This is a genomic window from Aliikangiella maris (assembly GCF_040719265.1).
Classification (GTDB): Bacteria; Pseudomonadota; Gammaproteobacteria; order Enterobacterales; family Kangiellaceae; genus Aliikangiella; species Aliikangiella maris.
Genome location: NZ_JBFDAH010000013.1, coordinates 74,267 through 96,204, shown reverse-complemented (window position 1 = coordinate 96,204; position 21,938 = coordinate 74,267). Strand labels below are relative to the sequence as shown.

Below are 21,938 nucleotides of genomic sequence, written 5' to 3'. Positions count from 1 at the left end.
ATAAAGCCCTTTTTTATAAGGGCTTTATTTTTTTGTGGCTATTAGATTGGATAAAAATTTAAAAAAATGGAATAAAAATTTTAGTAACTTAACTTAATGAATTCTTTTGATCTAACAGCGCATCAACAAACGCTGACAAATTTTCAAATATGGGTAGGTCTTTTGGAAGTTTTCCTTTTGCCTGTGTACGTTGTCCTTTTCCGGTTAATACCAGTACCGGTTTGCAGCCGGCATTAACGGCACATTGAATATCTGATTGTGAATCACCTACAAACCAGGTTTGACTTGGATCAGCATTAAATTGTTGCAGTAATTTATGGGCCATGCCTGGATTGGGTTTTCGATCGGGACCCGCTTGCTCAGGATGATCGGGGCAGTATTCAATAGCATCAACATGTGCACCTACCTGTGATAATGCCAACGACATTTTTTTGTGCATCATTGCAAGTGTGACATGATCAAAATATCCTCTGGCAATACCAGATTGATTAGTTGCTACGCCAACTCGAAAACCTGCGTCATTTAATCTGCCAATTGCACGTAAGCTGGACTCAATCGCAACCCACTCGTCTGGCGATTTAATATAATCATCCGAGTCCAGATTAATCACGCCATCTCTATCGAGAATAATTAATTTTGAAGTTTGTGTTGATTTGTTCATAAGTACGACTGCTAAATGATGACAAATTAAAAAGTCAGGACTAAAATAATCGAATGCATTTCGATGCGGAACTAATCAGGTTCTAAAACTGTTTAATAATAAAAAAGATAAAACCAAAAGTTGGTTTTATCTTTTTACGATATTATTTTTGTAACAAAGAAATATCAGCAATTCCTAAAAATAAATTTCTTAGTTGGCTGATTAAGGCTAATCGATTATTACGAATTTTTTCATCATCGGTATTTATCATGACATTATCAAAAAATTGATTAACCACATCTTTAAGTCCGGCAAGCTTATCTAACGCTAACTGATAACTACCTTGTGCAATTTGCTCACTGACATATCCACTGACATCTTCAATAGTTTGATATAGTGCAGATTCTTCTGCGGTAAATAATGCAGTATTAATTGAATCATCAGTGAGAGTAAAAGTTGATTTTTCCAGAATATTTTTTACCCGTTTATTAGCTTCTGAAAGGTCTTGACTTTCTGCTGTTTGATTGAATTTTTCAACTGCTTGAATGCGCTGATAAAAATCGAGCGGGCGAGTGATATTTAATACTTGAACAGCATGTATAACCTGTGTGCTAAAGTTTTTCTCTTGATACATTGCTTGTGCACGGGCTATAAAAAACTCAAGTAATTTCTCGCGGGTTTCCGGTAGTAAATTGATTGGGCCAAAAGTATCAATTGATAAATCGATCAATGTGGCCAAGTCCAGATCAAGAGATTTTTCGGTAATTAATCGTAATACGCCAAGTGCCGCACGTCTTAGTGCAAATGGGTCCTTGGCTCCGGTAGGTATTTGTCCAATGCCAAAAATGCCTACTAAGGTATCAATACGTTCAGCAATGGCCAAAATTAATCCGGTGGTGGTCGCTGGCAGTTCATCGCCTGCAAATCGAGGCATATATATTTCATCCATTGCCGCTGCAACTTCACTATCTTCACCACTATTGGTGGCATAGTATCTTCCCATAACACCTTGTAAATCAGTAAATTCATAAACCATATCGGTCATGAGATCACATTTACATAGCTGTGCTGCACGGGTTACCTTTTTAACATCGGCATCAAGCTGTACGGCAATTTTTTCTCCGAGTGAGCGTATCCGCTGAGTTTTATCATAAAGGGTACCGAGCTTGTTTTGAAAAACAATATTTTTTAATCTGTCGATGTAGCTATCGAGTGGCTTTTTATTATCGGTATCGTAAAAGAACTTTGCATCTGCCAAGCGTGGGCGAATCACCTTTTCGTTACCTTTAATGACTGATTGTGGATTTTTGCTGTCGATATTGGCAACGGTAATAAAATTGGCCTTAAGGCGATTATTTTCATCAACCAGGTGAAAATATTTTTGATGTTCGGCCATTGATGATATTAACGCTTCGGCAGGCACTGCCAAAAATTCTGTATCAAATTCGCCCAGTAATGCAACCGGCCATTCTACCAATGCGGTGACTTCTTCAAGTAACGCTTCATCAATAACCGCCCTTGCATTATTTTCTTTGGCCAGCGCTTCTACCTGGGTGCGAATTGTTGCTTTTCGGGCTTCAAAACAGGCCATTACTTTTTGTTGGTTAAGTGTTTCAATATAAGCTTCGGGCGATGTTATTGTGATTGCATCTGGTGCATGAAAGCGGTGTCCAAATGTTTGATTTCCAGCGGTTAAGTCAAACAGTTTGACAGGAATAACTTCACTTTCCAATAATGCTAATAACCAATGAACCGGTCGACTGAATTGAACTGATTTATCACCCCAACGCATGGCTTTAGGGACTGGCAATTGGGTGATTGCTTTTTGTAAAACATCTGGAATTAACGATTTTGTCTGTTGTCCTTTCACATTGGCAATAAATGCAAGGCGTTCCCCTTTGTCGGTTTGTTTGCGTTGTAACTGTTCGATACTGACACCGTTAGATTTAGCAAATCCAACGGCTGCGGGTTTGGGATTGCCTTCATTGTCAAACGCAGCAGCTACTGCTGGCCCAAGCTTTTCAACAGACTTGTCGGCTTGTGCGCTATCGAGTTGAAAAAAACGGATTGCTAATCGACGAGGCGTGGCAAACCATTCACTCTCTGCGTAGTTTAAATCGAGTGATCGAAACGATTCGGCAACACTATCGTGGAGTGATTGCGCCAATTTTGTGAGTGCTTTTGGAGGCAGTTCTTCGCAGCCTAATTCAAATAAAAAATCCTGTTGACTCATGATTATTTCTCCTGCTGACAAATCGGAAAGCCTAGCGCTTCACGTGAATCGTAATAAGCCTGTGCAACGGCACGGGATAAAGCTCTAACCCGCAGAATAAAACGTTGTCTTTCGGTGACTGAAATGGCATGTCGTGCATCAAGCAAGTTAAATGCATGTGAGGCTTTTAAAACCATTTCATAGGCTGGCAGGGGTAATTGTTTTTCGATTAACTGTTGGCTTTGCTGTTCACAGTAATCAAAATAGCCAAACAAATAATCAACGTCGGCATGTTCGAAATTATAAGTAGACATTTCAACTTCGTTTTGATGAAAAACATCTCGATAAGTTACCGTGCCTTGAGGTCCTTCGGTCCAGATGAGATCGTAAATACTATCGACGCCCTGCAAATACATGGCAATTCTTTCCAGCCCGTAAGTAATTTCACCAGTAACAGGTTTGCACTCTAATCCGCCAACCTGTTGAAAATAGGTAAATTGAGTGACTTCCATACCATTTAACCAGACTTCCCAGCCTAATCCCCAAGCACCTAAAGTAGGAGACTCCCAGTTATCTTCAACAAAACGAATATCGTGCTCCAGTGTATCAATACCTAATTCATTGAGTGAGTCTAAGTAAAGCGCCTGAATATTATCGGGAGAGGGTTTAAGAATAACCTGATACTGATAGTAATGCTGTAAGCGATTTGGATTTTCACCATATCGACCATCAGTGGGTCGACGGCAGGGTTGCACATAGGCTGAATTCCACGGCTCGGGACCAATTGAGCGTAAAAATGTTGACGGGTGAAATGTCCCCGCGCCAACTTCCAGATCAAGTGGTTGCACAATCACGCAGCCTTGTTTTGACCAATATTCCTGTAGCTTCATAATCAGACCCTGAAAGGTCTGGGGTGCACCTTTGATGCCTTGATTGGTTTGGGGGGCAGTAGTGTTAGCCAAGGTTTCGCTCCAGCACGACAAAATAAAGGCCAGATTATATCAATCCTATTGGCGGGATCCTATGCCTGCCTGGTGAATCCGGCTCGGTTAGCAAACTTTTTATCGATCATGACAGAGTTCGTATCTCACTGCCGTTGAGATCTTTTAAATTTCAACCATAATACGAGAGCATTCCGTCGTCGTTCAACTGTCGAATTTTTAGACCCATATGTATCACTATCTAAATAGGTTTTATTTTCAAAAACAAAAAAACTGATTAATTATTCTGAATTAAATAATTATTTTTGAAGGAGTTGGTAATATTATTCCGTTGCAACTTTTGTTAAAGCATTATTTTAGATGATTATATTTTGCATATGCGAAAAAATTATATATATCTAAGCGATACCGTTTGAGTGATTTCCAAACAAAGTTGACGTAAAAATTATTAATGCAATTTAACTGGTTAATTGCAATAGCAACTAAATTCGTCACGATTATTTCGACTATCAATATCTCTTTTTCTGATGTCAAGTGTAAATAGTTCATTTTTAAAATTTTTTAGCTGAGTGCAAACTGAGATGGCTATACAGATATTGCGATGGCAATAAAATAATAATTTTCAATAACACCAAGGTATAAAAAATGAAACTAAAAAGTACACTAATGCGTGTAGCACTCGCTGCATCCCTGGTTGCTGCTGGTACTTCTATGGCTGCCCAGGTTACTTATCAATATTTAAACCAAACTCACAATGAACTCAGAAACTGGGCAGGCCAATACGCTAACCCAACCGTTTATTATGATCGCGCTGTTTGTTCACAAGATATGACTGCTTATGCTTGTGGTCAAAATATTCAATTAGGCACGCGTTTCTTACAGCAAGTAGAAAACTCATATCCACTGGCCGCAAAAAGTGTGTTCGCCCATGAGTGGGGTCACAGCATTCAGTTCAGATACGGTATCTATTCACAAGCACCTTATCAAGAGCTGCAAGCGGATTGTGTTTCTGGTTCTTATACCTATTACGCAGAACGCAATTTAGGTTATCAAGGTTTGTTCCGTTCGGCTCAACAGTTAGCTTATGCAATTGGCGGTGATCCGACTCACGGAACTGGCTCTCAAAGAGCAACTTATGTGCGTAATGGTTATAACACTAGCGGTAATTTAGTGAGATGCTTTTAATCGATTGTGAATAAAAGCAGTAGAAAGGTTGTTTGAATTTTTAGCTCATCCGTTTTGGTGAGCTTTTTTAAAACGTAACAACAAAATATTCTTTTTTCAGGTCGGTAAAAGATAAAGAACTATTGTTCATTTAAACTATCTGAAATTTTTTAATTGAAATCTTTATTAATTGCTCTTGATAATTTTAAAAAGGTTTTGTTGGTCGTTATTACGGTTTAGTTGATAGGTATAGAAAAAGTGTCGTAGCCAATAGCCTGAAGCAATTGAGTTTGGTTTTTGTAGTCGTAGAGACATTTAAATTTTAGTTTACATAAAAATATTTAATCTATTAATTGCGGGCTTAATATAAAAAGCTGTAGCAATCAAAAAATTGAATAAACAAAATTTAATTTTTATTAATTGTGCGTAAATAATACAGGTTATTTTTTTATAAAATACTGATAATTTAATTTATGCAGGCATAAAAATAAAAGCATACTGCAAAATAAACTAATAATTTATAACTCAAAACATCAAGGTCAAAAACAACTATGAAAATCAAAAACATTTTTGCAAAACTCGCACTCGGCGCCAGCTTAATGGCTGCTGGCAGTGCGATGGCTGCTCAAGTTACTTATCAATACTTAAATCAAACCCACAGCGAACTCAGAAACTGGGCCGGTCAATATGCTAACCCAACGGTTTATTATGATCGCGCTGTTTGTTCACAAGATATGACCGCTTATGCTTGTGGCCAAAACATTCAATTGGGTACACGCTTTTTACAGCAAATGGAAAATCAATATCCGTTATCTGCAAAAGGTATTTTTGCCCATGAATGGGGACACAGTATTCAGTTCCGCTACAACATTTATTCAAGACCACCTTATCAAGAGCTTCAAGCTGACTGCGTTTCTGGCGCATATGCTTATTATGCTGAAAACAACTTAGGCTATCAGGGGTTATTTCGTTCTGCGCAGATGGCTGCGTACAGTGCTGGTGATCCGACTCATGGAACAGGGTCTCAACGAGCATCTTATGTAAGAAACGGATATAACACACGTGGTAATTTAGTTGGTTGTTTTTAATCAATAAACAATTTAAATGAAACCATGGGTTAAAGCTCACTCATGAGAGTGAGCTTTTTAAAATGGCTGGGTGAAAGTATGCAAAAGAAAATATTCATTGTTATTTTACTAATCAGTCTTGCAGTCATCAGTTACTTTTTACTGAATAAAACTGAAACAGACAGTAGATTGTCACAAACTGCTGAAGAACAGTTTGATGAGGCAGAAATCAATCCCGAAGTTCAACCTGATGTAATACAGAAAAAATCAATTACAGAAGAACTTTCTGTTAGTGAATTAGTAGAAAATAGTCAACCTTTAGAAGACGTTTATGTACCACCTGTTCCGCTAACAGAAGAAGAAAAAGCATTACAGGAAAAATTTGAAAAACTCGGACATTTTATTCCGATTGAATATTACAACTATGGCTTGGATACTTTAAAAAGTCTCGCTGAAAATGGCGATGCGTATGCTTCATTTCATTTGGGTGAGCGTTACTATTATCAATTATTAAATGATCCAACTCATGCTGATTATGATGAAAATATGGATTATAAAGCTGAGGCAAGAAAAGCTTTTGATCGAGCATTATATTTAGGTAATCGACACGCTGCGGCAGTTATTTCTGAACTAAATATGATTGAAGAGAATCAGGAAGATGCTTACATGTGGCACTTGATCGCTGAAGATCTGGGGGATTCTCCTGCAACAGAGTGGTTTAAAAAGCAGGAGTTTTACGAAACCATTACCGAAGAACATAAGTTAAATGCACAAACAAAATATGAAACGTTAAAACAGGAACTAAAAGATCGCTGGATTAACGAAGGAAAAATTTCACTCCTATAAATTTACTTTAAAGCCTTTTCCAACAGTTATTGTCAGGCTAATTTTACAGCACAATTTATTGTGCTTTTTTTTGCCTGAAAAATTTTCAGCTTTTTAACAAAAATTAATATTGAGTTTATCGTAAAATTATTAGCAAAAATTTAATGTATTTTTGTATATTAAAGATCCATCCAACCAATTGATATTCCTGAGTTTTATATGAAAACCAGTTCATGTTTTAGGGTGAATGTTAGATTGCATCTGAGATCTAAAAATATAATATCTGAGTCGTATAAAGATTTACGACTTAAAATAAATTTAAGAAACAACAGGAATAAACTATGAAACTCAAAACATTCATTTCAAGTACATTAATTACTGCTACGTTAGTCTCAAGTAGTTTAATGGCCGCACAAGTAACTCGTCAGTATTTGGATCAAACCTATAACGAGTTACGTAATTGGGCTGGTCGTTATGCCACGCCAACACTTTATGTTGATCAGCCTGTTTGTACACAGGATATGACTGCTTATGCTTGCGGACAGAATATTCAGTTAGGCACAAGATTTTTACAGTCAATCGAAAATCAGTATCCATTAGCAGCCAAAGGTATTTTTGCGCATGAGTGGGGACACAGCATTCAATTCAGATACAATATTTATTCACAACCACCATATCAAGAATTGCAAGCTGATTGTGTCTCTGGTTCGTTTGCTTATGTTGGTGAAAATAATCTGGGTTATCAAGGACTGTTTCGCTCAACTCAAATGTCTGCTTATAATGCCGGCGACCCAACCCACGGTAGTGGTTCACAACGGGCTAACTATGTAAGAAGTGGTTATAACACCAATGGTAATCTGGTTGGTTGTTTTAACTAATTAATTATTTATAATTAAACAATTGAAGCAGGGGATCTCGGTATTGAGATCCCTTTCGGATCAGTCGTTCGCTTGAAATCACTTGGTTAATAATTCACTTTGTTAATAATGATTAGATCCTGCCGATCGAAGTTAGAATTGTTTAATCGGGATTTTTACTATAATTATCTTTTGTGCGTATAAAAATTAAAAAATGTCAGTATAAAATAGTAAATTTTATATAAAACCAATCAAAATAGTCTACCTTTGAATCTGGAAACAGTCAGTTATTTACCTTCCAGCAAAATATTGCTCAATGATGTTTAAGCGCTGTATATTTTGAATAATTAATAACATTCAGCAGCGGTCGAATCAAATGAGCCAGTCATGACACAACAAAAACTTGTGATACATCTTTTTCTTAAACCGGAAAACTCTCCTTCCATTGCTCAGTCAAATAAATTTCCTGACGTCGAAGATTTAGCTGACTTTATTCCAAGTGAAAACAGTTTTAATGTGGTTATAAAAAAGCTTGGTAAACTAGGTATTAAGGCTTATCAGTCGGGCTCTACTGCGCTTCGATTAGAAGCATCCAAATCTATTTTTGAAGACGTTTTTTCATGTCGTATTAAGATTGCCGAAGATGGTACTTCGTATTTTTCAACGCCAGCTATTATTCCTGAAACATTGTCTCAGTGGGTTGACGCTATTGATATTCCGCCAGGTTTACAACTGCATTAACTTATATTTAGTTGATTAATCATTGCACCATGAAGGATTAACATGGCTAATTTTAATTTAGATAATCAGTCACCCGATCGTATCACTGCCGTTGTTTCTCCGCGTTCTATTGGTAATCTTTCCCTGTTTTTAGCAAATCAGGATGAGATTGAAAATGAACCCGGTAATTTTATTTCTGATAAACAAGACATTCGCAGTGCTAAACGGGAATTAACCAAACTAGGATTCACTATTGAGAGTGAAAGTGAAGCAACCATCAGTATTTCGGGTGATAAAAGTCTATTTGAATCACTCAGTAGTAAAAAACTGCGTAAGCAAAAATCGACTTTTTCACCTGATATTGAATCAGAGTTTTATGATTCGGCTGAAAAAGATAACTTAATTGCTATTCCTGATTCATTAAGTGGGTTGATCGAAGGCATCGCCATAACCCAACCACCTGAATATTTTGCATCACCCAGTCCATTGCCGCCACTGGCACCAATTGATAACAATGCTTATCGATATTTACATGTGCCAGATGAAATTGCATTAGTGCTAAGAGCAACACGAACTCACCGAACAGGAGCTCCTGGTAAAAGTATTAAAGTCGCCATGCCCGATACCGGTTTTTATCGTCATCCATTTTACAATCATCACGGTTATCGAACCCAAAAAGCGTTGCTTGCGGCAGGTGCGGTTAATGCTGCCAGTAATAATGTTGGTCATGGAACCGGGGAGGCCGCTAATATTTTTGCCGTAGCACCCGATATCACGCTCATTCCAATAAAAATGGGCGACCCAGTGGACAGTATTAAGAAGGCACGAACGTCAGGGGCAAAGGTCATTTCAAATAGCTGGGGTTATGATATAGATAAAGGTACTGCGACTTGGAGTGGATTACACCCTTATTTAAAGGCCTTAGCATTAGAAATACTGCTTGTAGTCAATGCCGGTATAGTCGTCTGTTTTTCTGCTGGCAATGGTCACTACGCATTTCCTGCCAGTATGCCAGCGGTCATTGCAGTCGGCGGGGTTCATGTGAATTATCCCGATTTAATTTTTGAAGCATCAAGTTATGCCAGTAGCTTTGTAAGCAAAATATTTCCCGCACGAAAAGTGCCGGATGTTTGTGGATTAACCGGCAAAAGAGTCAACATTAATGGGGGAAAAGCGCCTTCTATCATGTTATCTGTTCAACCGGGTTGTTCACTCGATAGTATTGATCCTTCGACCGGATCGGCCAATGATGGATGGGGAATTTTTAGTGGCACTTCAGCAGCTTGTTCGCAAATTGCCGGCATCTGTGCATTAATGCTAGAAAAAGATCCTTCATTGACACCTGCGCAGATAAAAGTGAATTTGATAAAGTCTGCCAGAGATGTTAAAGCCGGTCAGTCAGCAATGGGAGATTCGGCAATGGTTGGGCATGATTCGGCTACTGGAGCGGGACTTGCTGATGCAAAATGGGCATATTTAATTTCAATGGGCGGTGTTGCAGCAAAATTCTTTAGCGCAACAGGTGAAGAAAAAATTCAAATGCTTACCAGCAACGAAGCGCCTAAACTGGAGCCTGAGTTTGTTGAAGACTTAATTGAAACTTTACGTTCTGTTTAAGTTAAAAAATAACAAAGTGAAAAAATGACGATAACCATTTACCTGTTGATTTAAACTTATTCATCAATACTTGTACTGCCATCATTTGAAGGCAGTACATTTTTAAACGCTTTTCAGGGTTTAACTTTTTGATGGCACTGACTTGTCTATAGTCAAGTGGAATATCAAAGTGACCTACAAAACCAATCGCTCGACGATTTCCTGAATATCTTGCTTGGTTAGAGACAGGTCTTGCGCGCAATTTTGATATTGCTCAATTGCCGCAGCTAACAAGGTTGAAGCTAAAACAGAAGATTGGATCCCACTGCTTTCCAATAATGAAACGGTTTGCCGAATCGCGCCGGCGCTATCTTGATAATCTTGCATAATATCACCCAAGTGCAAACTAAAAATCTGTTCTCAACACTCAACATCCATATAATGCAGACAACTCTTACCTTTTTATTTATAGCAAAATGAGAAGGTAGACTCTAGTGATATTTTATGATTGGCTAAAAATAATTGATGAATCATTTTTTTTAACTGAAATTCGAATTAAAATAAAGTTACTTAAATCAAACCCATTTAAATCAAATTTGATAATATTAAAAACGAGCTCTTTATAACTCGAATTATTTATCCGTGACATTTTTTGTATTTCTTTCCACTGCCACAAAAACAGCTATCATTTCGACTTATTTTAATCGGCGGAAGATGTTTACCATTGATATAAAACCAACAGTCATCATATTTTTCAAAATTTGATTTTTCATGAATTTGCAGTATTTGGTTATTTTCAATATAAAATGCAACAAACTCCACTTCGCCTTGTTGATCGGAACTGCCCCCTCGATTTGATTGAAGAATTTTTAAACCTGCCCAGTGAGTTTGTTGAATTGATGATTGTAGAGAGGTTCGTTGAGTTTGATCGATTGGCCAATGAGTATTGATTAAGTAATCTACCTGCTTTAAATAATAAGCGGTGTATCTTGAGCGCATTAATTTTTCTGCAGTCTGTGCTTTAGTCTGTTGATTTAATATTGGTTGACAACAGTCAGAAAAGCTCAGTCCCGATTGACAATAACATTGTATTTGATCCATTGTTTGAGTTACCTGAACATTTTTGGGGTCAATAGCATTTTTAACTGAGCACAATTGGTATGTAATTCTTGCCAGGTTGTAATTGAACAATGTAATTTAGCATAGCCGCATGTGGGTAAATTTAATAAATCAGCTCGAGATAAATGGTTGATTAATTCAGTTAAAGCTGGGTTATGCCCAACAATTACAACTTCGCTGAGTTCTTCCGATAGTGCTTGACACCAGTTCAGTAGCTGGGTTTCATCAAAAGTATACAGTGGACGTGCTATAGACCAGTCGAACTTTAAGTTGGGTAAGTTTTCCTGAATGAGTTCAATGGTTAATTTTGCACGAGTGGCGTTACTGACAAAGACCGATTTAAAATTGCAACCGGCTTCAACAATTTGTTTAGCCATAATCTGACAATCTTTGTGACCACGTTTGTTTAAGGGGCGAAGTTTGTCGGCTAATATGGGGTTATCCCAGCAGGATTTGGCATGTCGAATTAAATGAATAATCTTCATAGTGAAATTTGTAATTCAAAAAAACTATTGTAAGTTAATTTGCCCTTAGATGCATTGAATTCTTGTGTGTGAGTTTCGATCGGTTGATTGTTTTAATGCTGACGAAAAAAGCATGCAAAATGATTAATCTTGCATGCTTGTAAGTTAAAACAGTAAATCAAATATTTTTAGCGTACTAATAACTATTCAATATTATGCTTAGTCAAACTTTACCGGTCCTAGAGCTTTTTGATCAACTGTACGAGCTGTTCCACCTGAGTTATAAAAGTTTCCTGCGCAATAATAATAGCCATTTTTAGTTAAACGGAAATAACTACAGTTAGTATCATAGCTATAGCGTCCAGTTTGAATTTTAAATCCAGAAACTGTCACACCGTTTAAATGGTAATATTGATTGTTATACTTTAAAGACCAATGTAAGTGTGGGCCAGTAGATTGACCACCATTACATAACGCCTGATTTTTGGTATTTGCATAGTTAGCAATGGCTGTATTTTTGTAAACATTGGCATTGGTACTATATTGAATGTTAGATAGATGATAATAGGAAGTTGACCAGCCACCATCGTGGAATACTTCCATACTGCAACTTGAATAAACTTTTACTCGACCAGCTGCTGAGGCTGAAACCCATTTACCTGAAGTATTACCACCCCAACCAATATTGCCTTGACTAGAATCTAAAGATGATTGCGGGTAGTTACCACTGCCAGAAGTGGTGTGCGAACCACCAATATGCCAAGATTGTCCGCGTGGAAATGGAAATTGCAACATTGATGTTGAGGGAACTGCCATAGTGGTCGCTGAGGCTTTAGGCTCGGCGACAGAATTTTTTGACTCAGGAAACATTTTAAAAAATAACTGAGTGAATGATTCGGTTTGCTCGGCTGAGCCCGGTTGTAATTCTGAGGTATCAACACCATAAGAGTAAATCATTTGAATCGCTCTTTGGGCATCTTCATCGGCAGTAAATTTTTGATTTTTACCGGTTTCAGCAAAAGAGTGCCCTTTGTAATACGCTTTGGTCAATCGCTCGGCAACATCTCTTAATTGTTCGATAAAACCATATTGTTGTGACATCACTCCAAATGGCATTTCGAGTTCAGTTTCACTGGCTTGTTTGGCAGTAATAAGTCCGCTTTGCTGTTCAATCAAGGTAATAAAAACTTTCGGACTGATGGTTGATTCACCTGAAATGTGAGAAATTGCTTCTGCATAAGGAACTAAGTGGGGAGCGTTTTCTGAGAGATACTTTTCGATATCAAAAGAAAAGATTTCATCGTAATCGTAAAGAATATCGGCTTTTTTAAATTCAAGCACCGATGGTGATGTGTTAGTTGAACTGGTTAGTGAATTTTCGTTTGCCTGAGTATTCACTGCAAAGAGTGCAGCAATTATTAAAGCGGCAGCTTTAACATTGCCTGGCGCGTGATGTTTCATTTTAAACCTCGGTAGTTGTTATTTTATATAAATGTAATTATTGTTGCTTGGTTAAAAGCATTTTTAATATAAAACGCATTTTCCGATTTACTAGTGAATTTTATACATGATAATTTGATTGATTTTTGTAAAAACATTGTTGATAAATTATTCAGTTTTTAGCCAAAAGCGTTTTAATAAAGTAAGTATTATTCTTTTCCTTTGTTAATTTTATTTGTTACTCAATCAAAAATTTAAAATTATTGAATTGTCTAGTTACTCAACTATTCAAAATAAGTATATTTATTAGAATGATATAAAAATTAGTTTTAGCTTATTCGGTTAAGTTATTAAATAAGTTGACGTGATTTTGCCTAACGGAAAAGTAGATGGTTTAAATTAGCCGTTTTTACCGCTATATAATAGCTTAACTTATTGTTTGTTATATAGATTTATTTAAGTTCAGTATTCAATTGAGCTATGTATTTATGCTTGATAAATAGAAACGCTATTTATTAATTTTTCTTAAATGAGTAGTTCAGAATGATAAGATGATCTGCGTTAAAATAGATTACGTATGCATTAGCAGTAAAAAATAAACAGATATTGATTTAGTGTCTAAAGTCTATGGAGACTGGCAGGCAGATGATTAATAATAGCGGTGTCTGTTACGGAACATCACTTAACCGAACCCAATACTCGAGCCATAATGAAATATATAGCCAGTACAACATTTAACCATAAGCAGTCTTTAAAGACGGGTATCTTACTCGTTAACCTTGGAACACCTGATGCGCCTGATGCGCCCTCATTGCGCCGATATCTAAAAGAGTTTTTATCGGATCCGCGAGTTGTCGAAATGCCACGATTGATTTGGTGGATGATTCTTAATGGTATTATTCTTAATATTCGTCCCAAGCGTTCTGCCAAAGCTTATCAGTCAGTATGGACGGAACAAGGCTCGCCATTACGCATACATCTCGAAGAACAAACTCGCCAATTGATCAATCGATATGAATCAGCATTGGGTGATAGCATAACAAACCGTTGTATCGAGATAGATTATGCAATGCGTTATGGTCAACCATCGGTAGATTCTGTGCTGCAAAAGATGATGCACGCTGGGGTTAACAAGATTATTGTATTACCTTTATACCCTCAATATTCTGCTGCCACGACTGGCTCAACGTTCGATGCGATTGCAAAAACTTTAACCCGATTCAGACAGGTGCCTGAACTTCACTTTATCAGTCATTACCACGATCATCCGGCTTTTATTCAAGCGATTGGCAACAAAATAAAACGCTACTGGCAGCAATCTGGAAAAGCACAAAAACTCATTTTTTCTTATCATGGCATTCCTAAGCGATATTTTGATAATGGTGATCCTTACCATTGCGAATGCTACAAAACTTCGCGTTTAATTGCAGAATATCTTGAATTAAATGAAGATGAATACATGACGACTTTTCAGTCTCGATTTGGTCGCGAAGAATGGTTAAAACCTTATACGGATGAAACACTGAAATTATTACCACAGCAAGGTGTTAAATCTGTGCAAATGGTATGTCCTGGGTTTTCTGCAGATTGTCTAGAAACGATAGAAGAAATTGGAATTGAAAACCGTGGTTATTTTATGGACGCGGGTGGTGAGCAATATGAATATATCGAAGCATTAAATAGTGATTTGGATCATATTGAAATGATGTATCAGTTAACATCAAATTATATCGGTGATACATTAAATCAGCAGGATGTTTTAATGCGCAGTCAACAGGCATTAAAATTTGGCGCAGAAAAATAATATATTGGCGGTTACACATAAAGCCATCATTTATTGCTGGTTCATTTTATCACTGGTTTATTGTTGCTTAATCCTGATCGCTTTTGATTTAAAAACTTAAATTGATTATTCAAATATTGAGGCGCGCAAATGAAAAACCGATTGGATTTACAGCTGGCGTTAAGAGCCTTTCAAAAAATAATTGACTTCGGTACTAAGAAGGATAATGAATACATTTTAAATGGCCTCATAGCCAGTACTGATTTTGATGGCTATACCTTGTTTATTCGTGATGAACATGTCTGTTTGTCGATATTTTTTCACCACAAATATGAATTGGATAGTGATAACCAAATTCATAATCTGCAATTTTTTGAGAAAATGGAAAATATTGATAAAAAATATAAACAAAAGTAGCACAATTTAATATTGCTAAACTTATCGACAAAATCAAAGTGCATCACGCATTGGTGATGATCAATTGATTAATCACTATTTGATTGCCACTTTGCACATTGGTGTGTTGAGTTGTTTATGCTTACCTTTTCATTGTTTGTTAATCATTCAATGACCCACCAACATTTTTCTAGTCTATTTATTATCACTTGATTCACCTAAGCTTTATTGTAAATGCATAAAAAATATATTTTCATAATATTATTCTGCAATTATTGTTGTTGACAATTTATTGAACTGTGTCACAACTGATGTTTTAAGTACGTGTTCCCGCTTTATGTCGGCTGTACATTAATTGTTCTCTCGTGCAATGATCGATAGATAATCAAACTTTTGGTTATAAATAACAAAGCTATTACTAAGAGAATAGTATTCCAAGATCATAAATTATAACGACAAAATATTCCTTTAGGAGGGATAACAATGAAATTTAAATTAGTAGCTACTTTAGCTACAACGCTCATCTACAGTATGTCTACCCAGGTCAGTTCGGCAACATGGGGCTACGATGGCCAAACCGGTGATGTCGTCAAACCCGCCGATTGGGGAACAATTAATGCCGCTTGTAATGGTTCTGCTCAATCGCCAATTAATATCGTTACCGCTGATGTTGTCGCAAGCAATAAATATATTACACCACACTACAATGGTGATGATGTCAGTGTTGAAAATAACGGGCATACCGTTAACACCTATGTTAATCGTTACGCTGAGTTTGAACATAGTTTATATCGCCTTGACCAGTTTCACTTTCACGTCGGTAGTGAGCACACAATAGATGGCCAACGTTTTCCGTTGGAAGTTCACTTTGTAAACAAGAAATTTGATCATGGTACATTGGTTGATGCATCCGTCATCGGCATTATGATTCAAGAAGGTGCAACTAATCAGCAATTAGCTAATATTTTCAGTAATCTGCCAGATGGTCATGAAGCTGGAGCTAAGCTTGCGTCAAATTTAACGAATTTGTTACCAGCAAACCGCGCTGCGTATAACTACCGCGGATCCTTAACCACACCCGGTTGTAATGAAATTGTTAACTGGTTTGTCATGGCAACACCAATTACGATGTCTGCCGAGCAGATTGATGCATTTAAAGATTTATTTAAAAATGCAGATGGCACACGTTACGATACCTATCGTCCTGTACAACCACTCAATGGCCGTGTGATTAGTCATGCTGTTGTTGATGTTGAACCGGTGTCTAATAATCACGCTCCTGAATTTGCACAGGCTTCTTATCAAAGCAGTGTTGATGAAGGCGATAATTTTAGTCGTATTATTAATGCAACTGATGCTGACGGTGATACCTTAACTTATTCAATGAATGGGGCGCCGGCTTGGTTAAGTATTAATGCACAAACAGGCGAAATCAGTGGCAGTGCATCGGCAGTCGGTCAATTTAATATGACTATTCAAGCTACCGATCCTGATGGTGCTTCTGGTTCTGCGGAATTTACACTGACGGTTAATGAAGTGTCAGGTGGACTCGAGCCAATTGACTCTAACATTTCAAATATTAGCGTAACTAGAAACCAATGGCAGCGTTATAATATCGATCTGGCTGAGGGGTACAGCAAAATTATCGTAACGATATCTGGCGGCAATGGTGATGCTGATCTTTATGTGAGATATGGCGCTCAATCTACTACCTCTGCCTATGATTGTCGTCCTTACCTAAATGGCAATAATGAGACTTGTACTTTTAATAACCCACAAGCGGGTGTTTGGTATATTGATTTGCGTGGTTATGATGATTCAACTGGTATCAATTTGCGATTCCAAGCGATTCCTTGATATTATTTTTATGCTGAATTAATTTAATTCACCAAATTTTTTAGTGCAAATAATTTAAAATAAAAATTAGCGAAAAATGTTGTGAAAAAAAAGTCAACCAGTCTTTTGGTTGACTTTTAAATTTTTGCTATTCATCTTATTTAAAGTATTTTAATTTATTAGTAATCTCAAGTGCTTATTTTCAGAATTCAAAATAACCATAAAAATCTATTTTTAATTTTTCTCTTTATAAAATAAATAGTGCTAATAATAATTCAATTTGCTGATAAATTCGTACCTTTTTCTGTTAATAACTTGCCATTTCTATTAATGAATCGCGTTAAAAAATAACAAAATCAAAATTCATATTTATTTAATTTTTTTATCATTTTAGAATCATAAATACGCTTCATTATGGTTTTGACTTAACGCTATTAAGTTGAATGAGAAAAGATTTATTAGCCAAAATTATTCTGGTTATTTATTGAGTTACCAATCTGCTTTTTTAGGGTTAAGTTGCCAAGATCTAGATAAAAATGTACATCAAGATTTTGTACAAAATGATTTGTAAAAAAGAAAAGTAACACCAGCATCAAAATTAATTGTTTCACGTAAATTGTTGAAACTTTTTCACAATATTTATAGGGAGAATTTTATGAATGCGCTTATACGTTTGCTAGGTATTAATCTGGCAATGTTATTCGCTGTAACGATTTCTGCTAAAGAATCAAATCAACTTAGCACACAATATTTAACATCATCAACTCAACAAAATAAAACTCAATCAACATTAACCAATCCTATTTCACCTTGGTTATTTTCATTAGCCAGTGATACTGCACCAGTGGCATATAATAGTACTCACCAAATTGAAAAAGATGTAACGACGTCAATTCGTGTCAGTGCTTTTGATGCAGAGGGTGATTATCTGACTTTTCACTTAGAAACAGCACCCCAACACGGCGTGATATCGGGTTATGGACCGCAGTACCGATATACGCCTGATGTAGGATTCATTGGTGTTGATTATATTGAATTTTCAGTCAGTGCGGGCTCACTCTTTTCCAATACAGCCACCGCGACAATTATTGTTAGTGAGAACAATCCAAACAATCATGCGCCCATAATTGATAGCAATCCTTTAACTGTCATTCAAGAGGGTAATCAATATCTTTATCAAATAAGTGCCAGTGATATCGATAATGATCCGCTAGCTTATTATTTGACTAGTGCACCGCAAGGTATGACGATCGATGCTGCAGAAGGACTGGTTCAATGGAACCCCAATGGCAGTCACGTGGGGATACATACTGTTACGATTGCGGTAATCGATGATGAAGGTAAAAGTGATATACAAACTTTTGAATTAACTGTTAGCGATATTGCACAAGCCCCTGTTATTGTCAGTAACCCCGTGGTTTATGCTTATGCCGGTATGGCTTATCAGTATCAGGTTGTTGCTGAAAATTATGATGCCAATGATTATGTGACTTATCAGCTAATTGAAGGTCCCAGAGAAATGCAAATTGATGTCAATAGTGGCATGATCAATTGGACACCATCTTCTGGATTAAGTGCGACTTATCCGGTTGTCGTTTTAGCGACTGACACAACGGGGTTAGTTGATACACAAGCCTATTACTTACAGGTTGATGTTGCCACGACTGCACCGCCAACTGCTTATGCGTCAGAACATGTGGTTGCTTTGAACGAACCTACCCAAATTCGTGTTAGAGCTTTAGATGCAGCAAATAATTATCTAACTTACCACCTTGAACAAGCGCCAAAATTTGGAACGCTTTCTGGTTCTGGTCCGGTTTATACTTATACACCTAATGCAGCATTGGGTTCTGCTGATAGTTTTACTTTCAGTGTTAGTGCTCAAAATCAGTTTTCAAATATTGCCACAGTCAGTTTATTAACTGAGCGAGACAAGCTGCCGAAAATTATCAGTGAGCCTGTCGAGCAAGCTTATGCTGAATATGCTTATTTGTATCGCGCGGTTGCGGCAGATGAAAACTTGACACATAGTTTTCGCTTGGTGAAACAGCCACAAGGCATGATGGTTGATAGTCTAACTGGTATTGTTCGCTGGCAACCAACTGAAAATCAATTAGGTCAACATTTGGTTGTATTGACCGTTGCAAATGACTTAGGTGGTATTAACAGCCAAGCTTTTTATATTAATGTTACACATGCGCCTGACGGAGATACCGATAATGATGGTGTACCAGATGTGATCGATTTATGTGCCAATACTCTGCCTGGCGAAATTGTTAATCCACAAACAGGTTGTGGTCGAACGAGCGATTCAGACGGAGACAATGTCAATGATATCGATGACGAATTCCCGTTAGATAACACGGAATGGATTGACAGTGATAAGGATGGATTAGGTAATAATGCGGATGCTGACGATGATAATGATGGTGTAGTTGATTCAAAAGATGCATTTCCATTAGATCCAACTGAGTGGGCTGATACTGATGAAGATGGCGTTGGTGATAATGCGGATGAATTACCAAACAATATCAACTGTCACAAATTATCCGACGCTCGCAATGGCGCTTGCTATACAGAATTGCTTGGCCAACAAAATAGTCAATCAGTCGTGACTATTGATGATGAACTGATTTATTTTCATGTTGAAAGTGAAAATTTATTAGTGCCTTACAATCTGGTAAGTCAACATTTTGAAACGCCGATTGAGCTTGCAGGAATTTCAGGCAGCTATCCTACTCTGTTTGAATATGTGCCATCACATGATCGAATTTATCTTGGATATGATAATGGACTGATCACTTATCTTGATCGACAAAATACTCAAGTAGAACAGATTTTAGATTCGGCAAGTGGTGCAATTACCCAATTACTTGCTGCTGGAAACTATTTAATGGTTGACAGTGCTCAAAATTCAAGAGTTTATAGTAAGAATGGTAATTCTTTTAATGCTGGATCTTATTCGGGTAATGACTCTCGTCGCTATCACTGGGATGAGAATAAAAGCCGCGCTTATTTTGTTGATAGAAACTCAATATTGTCAGCACGTTATAAGGTGATTGATCAATCAACGGGCGCTGTTTCTGAAGAGGAAATCAATGTTCCTGTACCAGATTCTCGCTATATCTTTTTTGCACCTTTCACTGTATCAGTTGATGGCGCACATGTTTATTATGGTAATGGCGATATTATTAATGCAACCTCATTAAACTGGCAAGCTCGAACAGGACAATACTTTGATGCAATATTTGCATTACCTGCATCACAAACGGTCGTTATTAATGATGCTGGTTCACAGACGCAACTTAAAAGAATTAGTCAGCAAGGTGATATTTTAGAGAGCTATACAATGGCAGAAAAATTTGTGGCGACGGTATCCACCGGTAATAGCCATTTAATTTTAACTAGCCAAAAAAGTGTATTAAATATTACTCAATTCACGGCTAATGATGATGTCGACGGTGATAGTATCCCTAATGTCGCAGATGGATTCCCTAATGATCCTGCCGCTGCAATTGATACCGACCATGACGGTTATCCTGATAGTTGGAATGAAGGCTATACTCAATCAGAGTTAAACAGTCAATTAACCTTGGATGCCTATCCGCTTGATTCAGCTTGTTATTTATCTGAACATGGTCAAGGCAATCAGTGTGATTATTCGAGCACCATTCCAAATTATAACCCAAGCGATATTCAGTATACGGATGATATGATTTATTTGCTTGATAGTGAAAATGCACGTATCTATCGTTGGTCGATTGCTGAAAAGCGTTATGTAAATCCGTTAATCATTGGATTTGATAACGGTGTTCGTTACGATACACCTTGGAGCATGACAATCTCTAAAAGCAGAAAACAACTCTACTTAAATTATGATAATGGATTGATTCGTCAGATTTCAGCAACACCTAATAGTACTGAACAAAGTTATACCAGTTTAATCAGAAGCGCCGCTAAAATAATGGATGTTGGTAATTACACTTTAGCGGTAGAAGAGCATTACTTTGGTTGGATAGGCCATTACTTTGTCATTGACGAGAATGGTGCAGTTACTGATAGCCAAGCAATCAATGTGGAGTATGCATCATTTTACTGGAACGAAGCAATGCAAAGAGTTGTCTATTTTAGAGTATCAGATAGCCCAATTGAGTTGAACTTTATCGATATTGACCAACAAACAGGAAAAATATCCGCAACTGGTAAATCATTTTATAATAATTTAGGACACACCAGTGGGTTAGCGTTCTCCTATGACAAAACACAATTCGCTTTAAGCACTGGCAGTATTTTTGACGCTAGTAGCATGACTAAGGTAGATAGTATTAATACACGATATAATGCACTATTGTGGTTGAGTGATTTTATGGTAACTTATCATCGAACAAGCGTACGTTTTCTGGATGCTGACAATTATGACGAAAAAGGAAAATTGATACTCAATGGTGATATTGTAAATGTAGTGCCAGATTCAGGTGATATCATTGCCGTAGTTAAAACTGATTTGGGTGTTGAGCTAACGCCTTTAGAAGTGACAGACAGTGAAGCAGATGGCATTCCTGGTTGGTGGGAGCAACATTATGGTTTTGACGATAATAATGCAAATGACAGCCAATTAGATTCTGATAATGATGGTTTAACTAATTTACAAGAGTATCAGGCAAAAACAGATCCATATAATCCAGATACCAATGGCAATGGTGTTAAAGATGGTGATGAAATATCATTATAACTTTACTGAGTAAATTTTAGATTGTTAATTCAATTGATTTAAAAAAACAGATAAAGTCATTTTAAAGAGTGCTAAAAGTTTATTTTTAGCACTCTTTTTTGTAACTGATTTCTCTGAAAATTGAGTAGAAGTAAGTGAGTATTTAA

17 protein-coding genes are annotated in these 21,938 nt (G+C 37.0%); 10 read left to right on the top strand and 7 right to left on the bottom strand.

Annotated elements, in window-relative coordinates; all coding sequences use genetic code 11:
• Positions 1–88: 88 nt before the first annotated feature.
• The 3 genes from gmhB to glyQ form a co-directional block, all read right to left on the bottom strand.
• Complete coding sequence (gmhB, locus tag ABVT42_RS13255) at positions 89–661, bottom strand: D-glycero-beta-D-manno-heptose 1,7-bisphosphate 7-phosphatase (protein WP_353896300.1); 573 nt, start codon at positions 659–661, stop codon at positions 89–91.
• Positions 662–803: 142 nt separating this feature from the next.
• Positions 804–2,873 carry a glycine--tRNA ligase subunit beta gene (gene glyS / locus ABVT42_RS13250; RefSeq protein WP_353896299.1) on the bottom strand — a complete coding sequence of 690 codons (2,070 nt, stop codon included), beginning with the start codon at positions 2,871–2,873 and terminating at the stop codon, positions 804–806.
• A gap of 2 nt (positions 2,874–2,875) precedes the next feature.
• Entirely contained in the window at positions 2,876–3,814 is a 939-nt protein-coding gene (gene glyQ, locus ABVT42_RS13245) for a glycine--tRNA ligase subunit alpha (protein WP_353896298.1), read from the bottom strand.
• Between the two features lie 624 nt (positions 3,815–4,438).
• On the opposite strand from glyQ, the gene ABVT42_RS13240 reads away from it, so the two are divergent.
• The 6 genes from ABVT42_RS13240 to ABVT42_RS13215 all read left to right on the top strand — a co-directional run bounded on the left by ABVT42_RS13240 (position 4,439) and on the right by ABVT42_RS13215 (position 10,043).
• A complete protein-coding gene (locus ABVT42_RS13240; protein ID WP_353896297.1) occupies positions 4,439–4,978 on the top strand; it encodes a neutral zinc metallopeptidase in 540 nt (179 codons plus the stop codon).
• Between the two features lie 530 nt (positions 4,979–5,508).
• Entirely contained in the window at positions 5,509–6,045 is a 537-nt protein-coding gene (locus ABVT42_RS13235; RefSeq protein WP_353896296.1) for a neutral zinc metallopeptidase, read from the top strand.
• A gap of 78 nt (positions 6,046–6,123) precedes the next feature.
• A complete protein-coding gene (locus tag ABVT42_RS13230) occupies positions 6,124–6,870 on the top strand; it encodes a hypothetical protein (RefSeq protein WP_353896295.1) in 747 nt (248 codons plus the stop codon).
• Between the two features lie 320 nt (positions 6,871–7,190).
• On the top strand, positions 7,191–7,727 hold the full coding sequence (locus ABVT42_RS13225) for a neutral zinc metallopeptidase (RefSeq protein ID WP_353896294.1): 537 nt from the start codon (positions 7,191–7,193) through the stop codon (positions 7,725–7,727).
• Positions 7,728–8,093: 366 nt separating this feature from the next.
• Positions 8,094–8,447: a hypothetical protein gene (locus ABVT42_RS13220; protein ID WP_353896293.1), complete on the top strand. Its 354-nt coding sequence runs from the start codon at positions 8,094–8,096 to the stop codon at positions 8,445–8,447.
• Between the two features lie 42 nt (positions 8,448–8,489).
• Entirely contained in the window at positions 8,490–10,043 is a 1,554-nt protein-coding gene (locus ABVT42_RS13215) for a S8 family serine peptidase (RefSeq protein ID WP_353896292.1), read from the top strand.
• A gap of 174 nt (positions 10,044–10,217) precedes the next feature.
• Here the strand turns inward: ABVT42_RS13215 and ABVT42_RS13210 are convergent, their stop codons facing one another.
• From ABVT42_RS13210 to ABVT42_RS13195, 4 genes are all read right to left on the bottom strand, one after another.
• Positions 10,218–10,409: a hypothetical protein gene (locus ABVT42_RS13210; RefSeq protein ID WP_353896291.1), complete on the bottom strand. Its 192-nt coding sequence runs from the start codon at positions 10,407–10,409 to the stop codon at positions 10,218–10,220.
• 249 nt (positions 10,410–10,658) lie between these two features.
• On the bottom strand, positions 10,659–11,123 hold the full coding sequence (locus ABVT42_RS13205; protein ID WP_353896290.1) for a YchJ family protein: 465 nt from the start codon (positions 11,121–11,123) through the stop codon (positions 10,659–10,661).
• An 8-nt stretch (positions 11,124–11,131) separates the two neighbouring features.
• Entirely contained in the window at positions 11,132–11,626 is a 495-nt protein-coding gene (locus tag ABVT42_RS13200) for a SixA phosphatase family protein (protein WP_353896289.1), read from the bottom strand.
• 198 nt (positions 11,627–11,824) lie between these two features.
• Positions 11,825–13,066 carry a M23 family metallopeptidase gene (locus ABVT42_RS13195; protein ID WP_353896288.1) on the bottom strand — a complete coding sequence of 414 codons (1,242 nt, stop codon included), beginning with the start codon at positions 13,064–13,066 and terminating at the stop codon, positions 11,825–11,827.
• A 688-nt stretch (positions 13,067–13,754) separates the two neighbouring features.
• Between ABVT42_RS13195 and hemH the strand changes: the two genes are divergently transcribed.
• From hemH to ABVT42_RS13175, 4 genes are all read left to right on the top strand, one after another.
• Complete coding sequence (gene hemH, locus ABVT42_RS13190) at positions 13,755–14,849, top strand: ferrochelatase (protein ID WP_367023907.1); 1,095 nt, start codon at positions 13,755–13,757, stop codon at positions 14,847–14,849.
• Between the two features lie 129 nt (positions 14,850–14,978).
• The gene (locus ABVT42_RS13185) at positions 14,979–15,245 is read left to right on the top strand and encodes a DUF3081 family protein (RefSeq protein ID WP_353896286.1); all 267 of its coding nucleotides are present in this window, start codon (positions 14,979–14,981) and stop codon (positions 15,243–15,245) included.
• A gap of 462 nt (positions 15,246–15,707) precedes the next feature.
• Positions 15,708–17,081: a carbonic anhydrase family protein gene (locus ABVT42_RS13180; protein ID WP_353896285.1), complete on the top strand. Its 1,374-nt coding sequence runs from the start codon at positions 15,708–15,710 to the stop codon at positions 17,079–17,081.
• A 634-nt stretch (positions 17,082–17,715) separates the two neighbouring features.
• Positions 17,716–21,792: an Ig-like domain-containing protein gene (locus ABVT42_RS13175; RefSeq protein WP_353896284.1), complete on the top strand. Its 4,077-nt coding sequence runs from the start codon at positions 17,716–17,718 to the stop codon at positions 21,790–21,792.
• The last annotated feature ends 146 nt before the right edge of the window (positions 21,793–21,938 follow it).